This window comes from Clostridium sp. DMHC 10, from assembly GCF_001270375.1.
In the GTDB taxonomy this organism is placed as follows: Bacteria; Bacillota; Clostridia; order Clostridiales; family Clostridiaceae; genus Clostridium_S; species Clostridium_S guangxiense.
Map to the genome: position 1 here is coordinate 1,353,476 of NZ_LGVB01000015.1, position 14,685 is coordinate 1,368,160.

7 protein-coding genes and 5 pseudogenes are annotated in these 14,685 nt (G+C 30.6%); all 12 read left to right on the forward strand.

Annotated elements, in window-relative coordinates; all coding sequences use genetic code 11:
- The first annotated feature begins 44 nt into the window (after positions 1–44).
- The 12 genes and pseudogenes from AGR56_RS08500 (at position 45) to AGR56_RS08555 (ending at position 14,671) form a co-directional block, all read left to right on the forward strand.
- Positions 45–2,150, forward strand: coding sequence for a polyribonucleotide nucleotidyltransferase (locus AGR56_RS08500; RefSeq protein WP_053241898.1), 2,106 nt, complete (start codon positions 45–47; stop codon positions 2,148–2,150).
- A 118-nt stretch (positions 2,151–2,268) separates the two neighbouring features.
- On the forward strand, positions 2,269–2,544 hold the full coding sequence (locus tag AGR56_RS08505) for a YlmC/YmxH family sporulation protein (protein WP_053241899.1): 276 nt from the start codon (positions 2,269–2,271) through the stop codon (positions 2,542–2,544).
- Between the two features lie 14 nt (positions 2,545–2,558).
- Positions 2,559–3,764 carry an aspartate kinase gene (gene dapG, locus AGR56_RS08510; protein WP_053241900.1) on the forward strand — a complete coding sequence of 402 codons (1,206 nt, stop codon included), beginning with the start codon at positions 2,559–2,561 and terminating at the stop codon, positions 3,762–3,764.
- Positions 3,765–3,828: 64 nt separating this feature from the next.
- On the forward strand, positions 3,829–4,497 hold the full coding sequence (locus AGR56_RS08515) for an ATP-dependent Clp protease proteolytic subunit (protein WP_053241901.1): 669 nt from the start codon (positions 3,829–3,831) through the stop codon (positions 4,495–4,497).
- A 96-nt stretch (positions 4,498–4,593) separates the two neighbouring features.
- Positions 4,594–6,843: a DNA translocase FtsK gene (locus AGR56_RS08520; protein WP_053241902.1), complete on the forward strand. Its 2,250-nt coding sequence runs from the start codon at positions 4,594–4,596 to the stop codon at positions 6,841–6,843.
- Between the two features lie 119 nt (positions 6,844–6,962).
- Positions 6,963–8,300, forward strand: a pseudogene (gene rimO / locus AGR56_RS08525) (30S ribosomal protein S12 methylthiotransferase RimO).
- A complete protein-coding gene (pgsA, locus tag AGR56_RS08530) occupies positions 8,284–8,895 on the forward strand; it encodes a CDP-diacylglycerol--glycerol-3-phosphate 3-phosphatidyltransferase (protein WP_053241903.1) in 612 nt (203 codons plus the stop codon). The pseudogene rimO and the gene pgsA overlap by 17 nt, the downstream one beginning before the upstream one ends.
- A gap of 145 nt (positions 8,896–9,040) precedes the next feature.
- A pseudogene (gene recA / locus AGR56_RS08535) lies at positions 9,041–10,100 on the forward strand (recombinase RecA).
- Between the two features lie 301 nt (positions 10,101–10,401).
- Positions 10,402–11,948, forward strand: a pseudogene (rny, locus tag AGR56_RS08540) (ribonuclease Y).
- 166 nt (positions 11,949–12,114) lie between these two features.
- Positions 12,115–12,375: a stage V sporulation protein S gene (locus AGR56_RS08545; protein WP_053241904.1), complete on the forward strand. Its 261-nt coding sequence runs from the start codon at positions 12,115–12,117 to the stop codon at positions 12,373–12,375.
- 89 nt (positions 12,376–12,464) lie between these two features.
- A pseudogene (locus tag AGR56_RS08550) lies at positions 12,465–13,336 on the forward strand (decaprenyl-phosphate phosphoribosyltransferase).
- Between the two features lie 134 nt (positions 13,337–13,470).
- Positions 13,471–14,671: pseudogene (locus AGR56_RS08555) on the forward strand (pyridoxal phosphate-dependent aminotransferase).
- Positions 14,672–14,685 lie beyond the last annotated feature (14 nt).

The following is a 14,685-nucleotide window of genomic DNA, read 5'->3' on the forward strand; positions in this document are numbered from 1 at the left end:
TTTTACGAAATAAATTATTTTATACTTTTTAAGGAGGTATGTGTATGTCACATGTATTAGAAACTATGGTTGGTGGCAGAAAGCTTAAGGTTGAATACGGCAAAACGGGAATGCTTTCTAATTGTGCTATATTTATGAGCTATGGTGATACTGTTGTTATGGTGAATGTCAATGCTTCAGAAAAACCTCGTGAAGGTATAGACTTTTTCCCATTAAGTGTAGAATATGAAGAAAGATTATATTCTGTTGGAAAAATACCAGGTGGGTTTATAAAAAGAGAGGGAAAACCTTCTGAAAAATCTATACTTCATGCAAGAGCTATAGATAGACCGCTTAGACCATTATTCCCAAAGGGATATAGAAATGATGTTCAAATAATATGTACAATAATGTCTGTTGAGCAGGATAATGCACCAGATATACTCGCAATGAATGGAGCGTCAATGGCTCTATGCCTTTCAAGTATTCCTTTCACAACACCTGTTGGAACTGTTTCTGTAGGACTTATAGATGATAAATTTATTCTTAACCCTACTGAGGAACAAAGAAATAAAAGTATCTTGAATCTAACAGTATGTGCCACAAAAGAGAGAGTAATGATGATAGAAGCTGGTGGAGATGAAATACCAGAAGAAACTATGATAAGTGCTATTAAATTTGGATTCGACGCTTGTCAAACAATAGTAGAATTTCAAGAAGAAGCAATGAAAGAATTTGGCAAAGAAAAAGATATTCCAGAACTTTATCATCCTAAAGAAGAAATAGAAAAGGATGTTACACAGTTTGCTTTTGATATGTTAAAAGAAACTATGTACATAACTGATAGAGAAGAGAGAAATGCAAAGCTTAAAGAAGTCAAAACTAAAATTTCTGATGAATTTGCTGAAAAATATCCTGATGATGGTGCGGATATTGACGAAATAATTTATAGTATTCAGAAAAAAATAGTTAGAAATATGCTTTTAAATGAACATAGGAGGCCAGATGGAAGAACTTTTGATCAAATTAGACCTATAAGTTGTGAAGTTGGTTTACTTCCAAGAACTCATGGTACTGGTTTGTTTACAAGAGGATTAACACAAGTAATGACTGTTGCAACTTTAGGCTCTCTTGGAGACGTTCAGGTTTTAGATGGACTTGGAACAGAAGGGTCAAAGAGATATATGCATCACTATAATTTCCCTGCTTATTCAACTGGAGAAGTTAAACCACTTAGAGGACCAGGAAGAAGAGAAATAGGTCATGGAGCTCTTGCAGAAAAAGCATTGGAACCTTTAATACCATCTGAAGAGGAATTCCCTTATACAATAAGGCTTGTTTCCGAGGTTCTTAGTTCTAATGGTTCAACATCACAAGCTAGTGTTTGTGGAAGTACTTTAGCCCTTCTTGATGCAGGTGTTCCAATAAAAAGACCAGCTGCGGGAATTGCTATGGGGCTCATAACAAGTGAAGATTTAAGTAAGGAAACTGTGCTTACAGATATACAAGGTCTAGAAGATTTCTTTGGAGATATGGATTTTAAAGTTGCAGGTACTGAAAAAGGAATTACATCTATACAGGTAGATACTAAAATTCATGGACTTTCTGAAAATTGTATACGTGATGCAATTAATGGAGCAAGAAAAGCAAGATTGTTTATTCTTGATAAGATTAAAGATTGCATTGATAAGCCTAAAGAAGAATTGTCACCTTATGCACCTAGAGCATATACTATAAATATAGCTCCAGAAAAAATAAGAACTTTAATTGGAACTGGTGGAAAGACAATAAACAAGATAATAGATGAAACTGGAGTTAAAATAGATATTAAAGAAGATGGAAAAGTTTTTGTTCTATCAACTGATGGACCATCCGCATCAAAAGCTTTAAAAATGATTGATGATCTAACAAAGGATGTTAAAATTGGAGAAGTATATTTAGGAAAAGTAGTAAAGATAACCAATTTTGGAGCGTTTGTTGAAATATTGCCTGGAAAAGAAGGTCTTGTTCATATTTCTAAGCTTGATGTTTCAAGAGTTGAAAAGGTAGAAGACATTGTTTCTGTTGGAGATGAGATATTAGTAAAAGTTACTGATATAGATAATCAAGGCAGAATAAATTTATCAAGAAAAGATGCTATTAAGGAACAAGAAAAAGAACAAAAAGATTAATTTTGATAGAAGGGCGTAAAAGCTTTTTATTTTATAATCTATTATTCATTGTAATAAATTATTACTTTTATAAATATATTTAATAAATAAAAATTTTTATTTAAAGGAGTAATTTGTTATGGATGATAATATAAAATTTTATAGTGAAATAGAAAAATATGAAATCATTAATATCAACGACGGAGAAAAATATTCATCGATAGAAAATAATGATATAATAATTGATGATAATGGAAATATGAGATCTCTAATTCTAGGAGATAACAAATCTGGTTTCTCATTGTTTAGCAAAAGTGATTTTTTTGAAGTACCATGGCAATATGTAAAGAAAATAGGAGCAAGAACTGTAATTATTGATGTTGATAATTCCATCATTAAAAAAAATCGTTTGTGATTTGGGGGATTATTATGAAACTCATAGTACAAAAATTTGGAGGAACATCCGTATCCAATCACGAAAGAAGAAAATGTGTTGTAAATAAAGTTTTAGATGCTCAAAAGAAAGGCTATTCTCCTATAGTAATAGTTTCGGCTATGGGGAGAAAAGGAGAGCCATATGCAACAGATACCCTTCTCTCTCTTGTAAATGAAGAATTTAAAAGTAATAATAAATTGGCAGTAGATCTTTTAATGTGCTGTGGTGAACTTATAAGTGCTGTAGTAGTTAGCAGCGAACTTAATGAAAATGGAATTAAAGCAGTCCCGTTTACAGGAGGGCAGGCTGGAATTATAACTGATGATAACTATAATAATGCTTCTGTTAAAACTGTAGATCCTTATTGTCTTATGGAAACAGTTAAAAGTGGGAAAGTTCCTGTTATAGCTGGTTTTCAAGGAAAAAGCGAAAAGGGCTTCTTTACTACTTTAGGCAGAGGTGGAAGCGATGTTACAGCTTCTATTGTTGGATGTGCAGTTAGAGCAGAAAAAATAGAGATATATACTGATGTAGATGGAATAATGACAGCTGACCCAAGGATTGTTAGAGGTGCTTCTCTAATAGAAAAGATAAGCTATAATGAATTGTTTGAATTTGCACAGCAGGGAGCTAAGGTTATTCATCCTAGAGCAGTTGAAATTGCTATGAATGGCAATGTACCGCTTGTAGTAAAAAATACGCTTAGCGATTGCAAAGGCACTTTGATAAATGATATTGGAGAAATTGAGGGTAAAGAATTAATAACAGGAATAACTTGCTTAAGTGGTAGAATTCAAGTGGAAATTAAACTTAAAGATAATAAAAGTAGCACTAATTATGGTGATATTTTAAATATACTTGCATTAAATGGTATAAGTATAGATTTAATAAATTTATTTCCAAGAGAGAGCGTATTTACTATCAATGAAAGCAGTTTAATTAAATTTCAATATATAATGGATAAATTTAAAATAATTTATTCTATTACAAAGAACTGTAGTAAAATTTCAATTATTGGAAATAAGATTTGCGGTGTTCCTGGAGTAATGGCAAAAATATTAAAAGCTTTGACAAAAGAAGATATAGAAGTCTTGCAAACAGCGGATTCCCATACTACAATTTGGTGTCTTATAAAATCATCTGAAAAAGAAAAGGCTGTAAATGCACTTCATAATGAATTTAATTTATGTAATAAATAAAATATTTAGTATTATTTTATATTTTCTGCACACAATATTATTATATGTGCAGGAGGGATAATTAATGGAAGAAGAAAAAAATGAAAATAATGATGAGATAAAGGAATTAGGGTTACAAAGTGTTCCTGAGGCTGACCAGCGAATACAATTTATACAAATAATAGGCCAAATTGAAGGGCATGGAGTATTACCATCGCAAACTAAAACTACAAAATATGAACACATTATACCAGAACTTATATCCATGGAAAACAACGCAAAAGTAGAAGGAGTTCTAATTGTGCTTAATACCGTTGGAGGAGATGTAGAGGCAGGGCTTGCTATATCGGAAATGATAAATAGTTTAAGTAAACCAACGGTATCGCTTGTGATAGGAGGAGGGCATTCGATAGGAGTTCCACTCGCAACATCGGCTAATTATTCATTTATTTCCCCAAGTGCCACAATGATAATACATCCTATAAGAATGAATGGACTTGTGCTTGGGGTACCTCAAACTTTTGAATACTTTAATAAAATGCAAGAAAGAATAACTGAATTTATAGTGAGAACTTCTAAAATTAATAAAGAAAATTTAAAAGAAATGATGACTAAAACTAATGATTTATTAAATGATATGGGCACAATACTAATTGGAAAGCAAGCAGTTGATTGTGGACTTATTGATGAAGTTGGAGGAATAAAAGAATCAATAAAAAAATTAAATGAACTTATTGAAATTAAAAAGCCATAGGGAAGCCTATGGTTAATTAATATTAATAGATACTTTATCATTTAAAAAGGATTATAATATTTTTTTGTAGAAAATAAATCAGTGGGGGTGATACAGTTGTCTAGAAAGAGAAACAGAAAAAAATCATATGAAAAATCTTCTGAAACTACTTTAAATAGTGATATAGCAGGAATTGCAATTTTGGGATTTGGAGTATTTTCTTCACTCAGTATGTTTTTTACAAGCTTTACAGGAATAATAGGAATTGGAATGAGAAAACTTCTTTTTACGATAATTGGACTTGGAGCATATGTGCTTCCTATATTTTTAATATTTATTGGAATATGTTACATAATAAAAAGGGGAAAAATTAATTTTAGTAAAAGATTTTATGGAATTATTTTAATGTTTATAAACACATTGATGATTATACAAATGAATGTTTTAGATCAATATTTTATAAATAATAGTATTTCAGAAGGAATAAAAAGGATATACATAAGCGATGATATAATACATGGTGGAGTAGTATCGTATTTAATTGATATACCCATTTATAAGTTATTTGGTAATGGATGTGTTGTAATATTTATATCATTGTATTTAGTTGCATTTCTTTTAATTTCTCAAAAATCCTTAGGGGATATAATAGCAAAAAGAATTCATAAAAGAACTAAAACAGCTCCTGTAATTAAAGAAGAAAATAGCTTTGATGATAATAAAATTGAGGAAAATAGTAATTATGAAAAACCATTAACCCAAAAGATATCTGATAAAATTAAGATAGTAGATTTTCTTAAAAATGATGGTAATTTAACTGATGGAAAAAGTGGACAACATAATGATGATATTAAAATAAATGATTCTTTAAGCAAATCTGATAATGAAAACATAAGCAAGGAGTTAGAAAGTGAAATAGAGCAAAATTCAAATTCAGAATTAGAAATTGATTATGAATGCCCACCTTTAAGCTTGCTTAATCAAAATGAAATGGTTAAACTAAATAAAAGTGATAAAAAAGAACTGTTGTCAAGCGCAGAAAAACTTACAGATACTTTGAATAGTTTTGGTGTGGATGCAAAAGTCATACAAGTATCAAGAGGACCTTCGGTAACAAGGTATGAACTCCAACCAAGCGCTGGAGTAAAGGTAAGTAAAATAGTTAATTTAGCTGATGATATAGCACTTAACTTGGCTTCAGCAGGAGTTAGAATTGAAGCTCCGATACCTGGAAAGGCTGCTATAGGAATAGAAGTTCCTAATAAAGAACTCACATCTGTCTTTTTAAGTGAAGTAATTGAATCAGATGCATTTTTGAATGCTAAGTCTAATTTGGCATTTGCACTTGGTAAGGATATTGGTGGAAATTGCGTAGTTACAGATTTAACTAAAATGCCACATCTTCTTATAGCTGGTGCAACTGGTTCCGGAAAAAGTGTGTGCATAAATACTTTAATAATTAGTTTATTGTATAAATATCCTCCAGCTGATGTTAAACTTTTAATGATAGATCCAAAGGTTGTAGAGTTAAATATATATAATGGCATTCCTCATCTTTTGATACCAGTTGTTACAAATCCAAAGAAAGCAGCAGGGGCTTTAAATTGGGCTGTTAATGAAATGACAAGAAGATATAAGATGTTTGCAGATAATAACGTTAGAAACGTAGAAGGATATAACGAACTTTGCCGTAAAACTGGAGAAAGCAAAATGCCATGGATTGTTATAATAATTGATGAATTAGCAGATCTTATGATGGTTTGCCCTAATGATGTTGAAGATTACATAGGGAGACTTGCGCAAATGGCAAGAGCTGCTGGAATGCATCTTGTAATTGCTACTCAAAGACCATCTGTAGATGTAATTACTGGAGTTATAAAGGCAAATATACCTTCAAGAATATCTTTTGCAGTTTCAAGTCAAATTGACTCGCGTACTATACTTGATGTAGGTGGTGCAGAAAAACTTCTTGGAAAGGGAGATATGCTTTTTAATCCAGTAGGAGAATCAAAGCCACTTAGAATACAAGGAGCGTTCATATCCGAAGAAGAAGTTGAAAGAATTGTTGGGTTTATTAAAAACCAGGTAGGAAAATCTGAGTATAAAGAAGAGATAATGGAGGAAATAAATAATACTGTAGAAAATTCTAATTCTAATGATGATGAGCTTTTAAATGAAGCCTTGAAAGTAGTGCTTGAGAATAATCAGGCATCAACATCACTTATCCAAAGAAAATTGAGAATTGGATATAACAGAGCTGCGAGGATAATAGAGCAAATGGAAGAGAAAGGATATATATCTCAAAGGGATGGAAGTAAGCCAAGAAATATACTTATAACTAAAGAAGAAATTGAAGCCGCACAGTAAATTGTAGTTAATATGTATTAACAATTCTTGAATAAGACAAAATTTACTTGTTTAATTTCTTTTAAAGTAATAAAATATAACATGTATTTGTTTAAATAGATGCACTGGGAGGAAGCATAATGGGTAAATTGAAATTTGGAGTGGTTAGTTTAGGATGTGATAAAAATAGAGTAGATAGTGAAATAATACTCGGAAATGCAAAAGACAATTATGAGATTGTAAATGATCCAAAAGAAGCAGATATAATTCTTGTAAATACCTGTGGTTTTATTGAATCATCAAAGCAGGAATCTATAAATACTATACTAGAAATGAGTACATATAAGAAAAATTATAAATGTAAGATGCTTATAGCAACTGGATGCCTTACTCAAAGATATGGTAAAGAATTAATGGAACTTATGCCTGAAATTGATGGTATATTAGGTGTAAATAGTTATAATAAATTAGATGAAATAATAACAGATTTTTTTAAGAACGGTGAAAAGGAAATATATTGCAATTATAGTGATGTAAATATTAATGAAGGTAAGAGAATTATAACAACATCTACTTATTCAGCATATCTTAGAATTGCAGAAGGTTGTAACAATTTTTGTTCATACTGTATAATACCTAAAATAAGAGGAAAATATAGAAGCAGAAGGATTGAGGACATTATTGAAGAGGCTGAAAATTTAGTGCAAAATGGGACAAAGGAATTAATACTTATAGCTCAAGATACCTCAAGATATGGAGTTGACCTATATGGGAAAAAGCTAATCCATGAATTAATAAATAAAATATCTTTAATTAATGGTGTAGAGTGGATTAGAATTATGTATTGTTACCCGGAAGAAATTACTGATGAGCTTATAGATGAAATAGCTTCTAATCCTAAGGTATGTAAATATATTGATATGCCAATTCAACATATAAGTGATGATATATTAAAAAAAGATGTGTAGAAAGACAAGAAAAGAAGAAATTATTGAAAAGATTACACTTATAAAGAAAAAAGTCAATGGAATTGCATTAAGAACATCTTTAATAGTTGGTTTTCCGGGAGAAACTGAGGAGAATTTTAATGAACTCTGTAAATTTGTAAGTAAAACTGGATTTGATAAGCTTGGAGTTTTTAAATATTCTAGAGAAGAAGGAACTAAGGCGGCTGAAATGCCAATGCAAATCAATGAGGAAATAAAGGAAAAAAGACAAGAAGATATAATGCTAATTCAACAAGGTATATCCAAAAAATAAATTTGCAAAAGATAGGAAAAATATATAAGGTTTTAGTTGAGGGGTTTAATGGGGAATATTGGTATGGAAGAAATTACGAAATGGCTCCAGATATTGATGGGCAAGTATTTTTTAAGTGCGATAAAGTGATAAGAGATGGAGAATTTGTTGATGTAAAAATTACTGGAAGTTTAGAATATGATTTAATAGGAGTTGTATGTTATGAATCTTGCAAATAAGTTAACTTTACTTAGAATCTTTTTAGTTCCTGTATTTTTGGTTTTTATAGTACCTAAAGGAATTCCGTTTGGTAAAACTATAGCTACTGTTATATTTATTTTAGCTGCAATTACTGATAAACTTGATGGCTATATAGCTAGAAGCAGAAATCAAATAACAAGATTTGGAAAAATAATGGATCCGCTTGCAGATAAATTACTTGTTTCTGCAGCACTTATAACTTTAGTTGAATTTCATGTTATACATGCATTTGTAGCAATAGTAATAATCGCAAGAGAATTTGCTGTAACTGGACTTAGAAGTGTAGCAGCAGCTGAGGGAATGGTAATAGCAGCTAATTGGTGGGGAAAAATTAAAACTGTATGCCAAATTGTAGCTGTTATTTTTGCACTTTTATACATAAATATAAGAAAAAATATGATGTTTGCACACATTGTAGATAATTTAAATATACTTGGTATACATAATAAAGACATAGTTAAATTTTTTTACTATGGAACTAAAATAACTATGTTTATAGCTGTTATAGCCACAATAGTATCAGGAATCGAAATTTTTGTTAAAAATAAAGAAGTTTTTATGAATGATAAATAAATTGTTTAAAATTCAAAAAAATGTAAAAAATAATTATAGATGGATTATTAAAAATTATTGACCTTAAGTTCATTTTATTATATAATATTATGTGTAAGAACAAATGTTCGATATAGAGAGGTTGGTGAGCCCTTAGGGGAGTAATATGGATAATGATAAATTAAAAGCTATAGATACGGCTATGAGTCAAATAGAAAAGCAGTTTGGAAAAGGTTCAATAATGAAATTAGGAGAACATAGTACCCTTAACGTTGATTCAATATCAACTGGATGCTTATCCTTAGATATTGCCCTTGGAATAGGAGGCGTTCCTAGAGGAAGGGTCGTTGAAATATTTGGACCTGAGTCTTCAGGTAAAACTACAGTAGCACTACATATTGTAGCTGAAGCTCAAAAAAAAAGGTGGCGCAGCTGCGTTTATTGATGCTGAACATGCTCTTGATCCTCAATATGCAAAGAGGTTAGGGGTTGATATAGAAAATTTAATTGTATCTCAACCTGATACAGGTGAACAGGCACTTGAAATAGCTGAAGCATTAGTAAGGTCTGGTGCTATTGATGTAATTGTAATAGATTCTGTTGCGGCACTTGTTCCAAAAGCAGAAATAGAAGGAGAAATGGGAGATTCACATGTGGGACTTCAAGCAAGGCTTATGTCTCAAGCACTTAGAAAACTTGCAGGTTCCATAGATAAAACAAAGTGTGTTGCTATTTTTATTAACCAACTTAGAGAAAAAGTTGGAGTAATGTTTGGAAATCCGGAAACTACTCCTGGAGGTAGAGCACTTAAATTTTACGCTTCTGTAAGACTTGATATAAGAAGAATAGACTCAATAAAGCAAGGGGAAAGTATAGTAGGTAACAGAGCAAGGATAAAGGTAGTTAAAAATAAGGTGGCTCCGCCATTTAAGCAAGCTGAGTTTGATATAATGTATAATGAAGGTATATCAAATGAGGGAAATGTAGTAGATGTTGGTGTGAAAGAGGATATAATTCAAAAAAGTGGAGCTTGGTTCTCTTATGGAGAATTGAGATTAGGTCAAGGAAGAGAAAATGCAAAGCAATTTTTTAAGGAAAATCCTGATATAAGATTAGAAATTGAAAATAAAATAAGAGAAAAATATGAATTGCCTTTATATGGGCAAAGCAAAGAAAAACTTTCTGATAAGAAAGAAACGGCTGCTACTGAAGATGAAAAGAAATAGCTTTATATAAAATTATTATAGAAAATAGAGCCTACTTACAAATTAAAATTTAAGTGGTTCTATTTTTTAGTGGAATTTTGTTAAAAGTACCATAATAGATTTATAATTTTTATTCAATATTAAAATGAAAGTAAATATCTTTAACTTGACATAATAGTTAATTTAATATACAATAAATTATATACAAATACTGGTTTAGCATATTCAAATGATTGCCAATTGAATAAATATGACACCTTTTCATAGCTTTCATGTACTTCAAATAATGTGACAAAATAAGCAAAGGAGGTGTTTTGAGGCAATGAATAATAATTATATTTATAAATTTTTAATTGCCATTGTTATAATACTTGTATTAGTGGCAATAGAACTATATTTTAGAAAGAAGTATGCCTGGGCAAAACTTTCAAAGGCAGAGGAAGAAGCTAAAAGAATAAAAGAGGATGCTTTAAAAGAAGCTGAATCTTCTAAGAAAGAAGCAATTCTGGAAGCAAAAGAGGAAGTTCATAAACTCAGAGCAGATCTTGACAAGGAAACAAGAGAAAGAAGAAATGAAATTCAAAGATTAGAAAGAAGAAATATTCAAAGAGAAGAAAGTTTAGACAAAAAAAGTGAAGTGTTAGAAAAGAAAGAAGATGTTCTCAATCAGCGTGAATCCTCAATTAAAGAGAAGGAAAGCAGTATTGAAGAATTATATGTAACTCAAAGAAAAGAGCTTGAAAAGCTTTCAGGATTTACTTCTGAAGAAGCTAAGCAAATGCTTTTAGAAGAAACAAGAAAAGAAATAAAGCATGAAACCGCAGTTATGATTAAAGATGTTGAGCAAAAAGCAAAAGAAGAGGCTGATAAAAAGCAAGAGAAATTATTACTTATGCTATACAAAGATGTGCAGCAGATCATGTAGCTGAGTCTACTGTTTATGTTGTAGCGCTTCCTAATGATGAAATGAAAGGTAGAATAATAGGTAGAGAAGGCAGAAATATAAGAGCTCTCGAAACTTTAACTGGAGTTGATTTGATAATTGATGATACTCCTGAGGCAGTTATTTTATCTGGGTTTGATCCTATAAGAAGAGAAGTAGCCAAAATAGCCCTTGAAAAATTAATATTAGATGGAAGAATTCATCCAGCTAGAATTGAAGAAATGGTTGAAAAAGCCAAAAAAGAAGTTGAAAATAATATTAAGGAAGAGGGAGAGCAAGCTACATTTGAAACAGGAGTTCATGGTCTACATAGTGAACTGATTAGACTTTTAGGAAGATTAAAATATAGGACCAGTTATGGTCAAAACGTTTTAAAGCATTCTATAGAAGTTTCTTATTTAGCAGGTTTTATGGCATCTGAATTGGGAATAGACCCTACATTTGCTAAAAGAGCTGGATTGCTTCATGATATAGGTAAAGCTGTAGATCATGAAGTTGAAGGACCACATGCATTAATTGGTGCAGAAGTTGCAAAAAAATATCATGAATCTTCTTTGATTGTAAATGCTATAGCAGCTCATCATGGTGATGTTGAACCTCAAGCACTAGAGGCAATTTTGGTTCAGGCTGCAGATGCTATATCAGCAGCAAGACCAGGTGCAAGAAGAGAAACACTGGAAGCATATATAAAGCGATTAGAAAAATTAGAAGAAATAGCTAATTCTTATGAAGGCGTAGAAAAGTCATATGCCATTCAGGCTGGAAGAGAAATCAGAATTATGGTTAAACCAGATGTAGTAGACGATGCGGGTTCAGTAGAAATGGCAAGGAATATTGTTAAAAATATAGAAGATCAATTAGAATATCCTGGTCAAATTAAAATAAATGTAATAAGAGAAACCCGAGCAGTTGATTATGCAAAATAAAAAATGTATGTTAGAAAATAAATTCCTTTCAAAAATATTTGAAGGGAATTTTTATATTCCAAATAATTTTTTTTTGGTTTTAGAAGGAATTATTTAAAATATGTAGAATTATATACCTATGTTATTAAATAATTATTTACAATTTTATCAACGTAGGAGGGTTATTATGGAAGTATTAAAAGTTTCAGCAAAATCAAGTCCAAATTCAGTAGCAGGTGCTTTAGCAGGAGTTTTAAGAGAAAGGGGAGCTGCCGAAATTCAGGCAATAGGTGCTGGAGCAATTAATCAGGCAGTAAAAGCTATAGCCATAGCAAGGGGATTTGTAGCACCAAGCGGTATAGATTTAGTTTGTATTCCAGCTTTTACAGATATTGAAATAGATGGTGAAGAAAGAACTGCAATAAAATTAATAGTTCAGCCAAGATAGTAAAGATTTTTACAGAGAGACTTTAAATTTATTTGAAGTCTCTTTTATTTATTACCAAAGTATGATAAATTATTGTATGGAGGAATGTTATGAAAAAATTAAATCTTAAAGCTTTATTACTACTTATGAGACCAAAGCAGTGGACTAAGAATCTATTTGTATTCGGTGCTATTATATTTTCAGGAAATTTTTTGAACGCAAGACTAGTTTTAATGAATTTATTTGTATTTGCAATGTTTTGCTTAACCTCTTCTAGTGTGTATGTGTTTAATGACATAGTAGATGCAGACAAGGATAGAAAACATCCTATAAAAAAATACAGACCAATAGCTAGTGGAAAGGTGTCAAAAGGTCAAGGTATAATCTTAGATGTAATACTACTTATTTTTATAATTACTTTTACGAGTATAGTTAATATAAAGATATTAATTTTATTAATGATGTATGTAGTTATGAATATATTTTATTCTTTTATTTTAAAAAACGTAGTATTATAGATGTGATGATAATAACAGCTGGATTTGTTATGAGACTTGCAAGTGGTGGTATAGCAACAAGTGTTGAATTGTCTCCATGGATAATACTATGTACTATATTGCTTGCTCTATTTATTGCCTTAAATAAAAGAAAAAGTGAAATTATATCGATGAAGGAAAATCGTACTAAGACACGAAAAATTTTAGAAGAATATTCAGTAGAATTAATTGATAAAATGCTCACAATTGTCACTCCATCAATTTTAATGGCTTATTGTTTGTATACTTTTAGTTCTATACAAAATAGGAGTATGATGATAACTATCCCTTTTGTATTGTATGGTATATTTAGATATGAATATTTAATGGAAAAGGCAAATATCGGTGGTAAACCAGAGGATATCTTTACTAAAGATATGCCATTTTTAGTTAACATTGTTTGCTGGTTTTTGGTAGTAATAATAGTAATCTATTTTAAATTATAATTACAGTGGATTTACAGCAGCTATAATTGATTATATATTGAAATAGTATGAAACTGTAATATTTTAGATCAATAGATTATAACTTAGTAACTAGTTAAAGGGTTATATTTCTATAAGTTTGGAGGAAATACAAAATGGTTTTATCGAAAAAGGCGGAAGCTATAGCACCATCTATAACTTTGGCAATAACAGCAAAGGCTAAGGAATTAAAAGAGCAGGGTGTAAATGTAATTGGTTTTGGAGCAGGTGAACCTGACTTTAATACACCTCAAAACATTATTAATGCAGCTGTTTCAGCCATGAATGAGGGGTATACAAAATATACAGCTTCTTCTGGAATAAAAGAGCTTAAAGAAGCAATAAAAAGTAAGTTTAAGAGAGACAATAATTTAAATTACGAGATATCACAAATTATTGTTTCCACAGGTGCAAAGCAGTGCTTAGCAAATGTATTTACAGCAATACTTAATCCACTTGATGAGGTTATAATTGCATCACCATATTGGGTTACATATCCTGAACTTGTAAAATTAAATGATGGAGTTTCTGTAATTATAGAAACTAACGAAGAAAATAATTTTAAATTTACTGTTGAAGACATTAAAAAGGTATATACTAATAAAACAAAAGCAATAATTATAAACAGTCCTAACAATCCAACTGGAGCTGTTTATACTAAAGAAGAGCTCACTAAAATTGCTGAATTTGCTAAAGAAAAAGATTTAATTATCATATCAGATGAAATATATGAAAAACTCATTTATGATGGTGAAAAGCATGTAAGCATTGCAAGTCTTAGTGAAGATGCTTTTAAAAGAACAGTTGTTATAAATGGAATGTCTAAATCTTATGCTATGACTGGATGGAGAGTAGGATATGCTGCTTCAGGAAATGAAAAAATAATAAAGCTTATGTCGAATATTCAAAGCCATACAACTGCAAATGTTAATTCTATATCACAATATGCCAGTGTAGAAGCTTTAAATGGCAGCCAAGATGCTTTAAAGCATATGGTGGGTGAATTTAAGAAGAGAAGAGAATACATGGTTAATAAGATAGAAAGTATTAAAGGAATACACTGTGGAAGTAATCCTAAAGGTGCTTTTTATGTGATGATAAATATAAGTGAAACTTTTTGGAAAGAAAATAAATGGTTTAGTAGTAAATAGTTCTTTTGACTTTTGCAGCAAGCTTTTAGAGGAAAATAATGTAGCAGCTATTCCTGGTGCAGGCTTTGGAAAGGATAGTTATATAAGACTTTCATATGCAACTTCTATGGATAACATAATTGAAGGTTTAGATAGAATAGAAGATTTTATAAATAAATTAAATTAATAATTCAGGGGTGA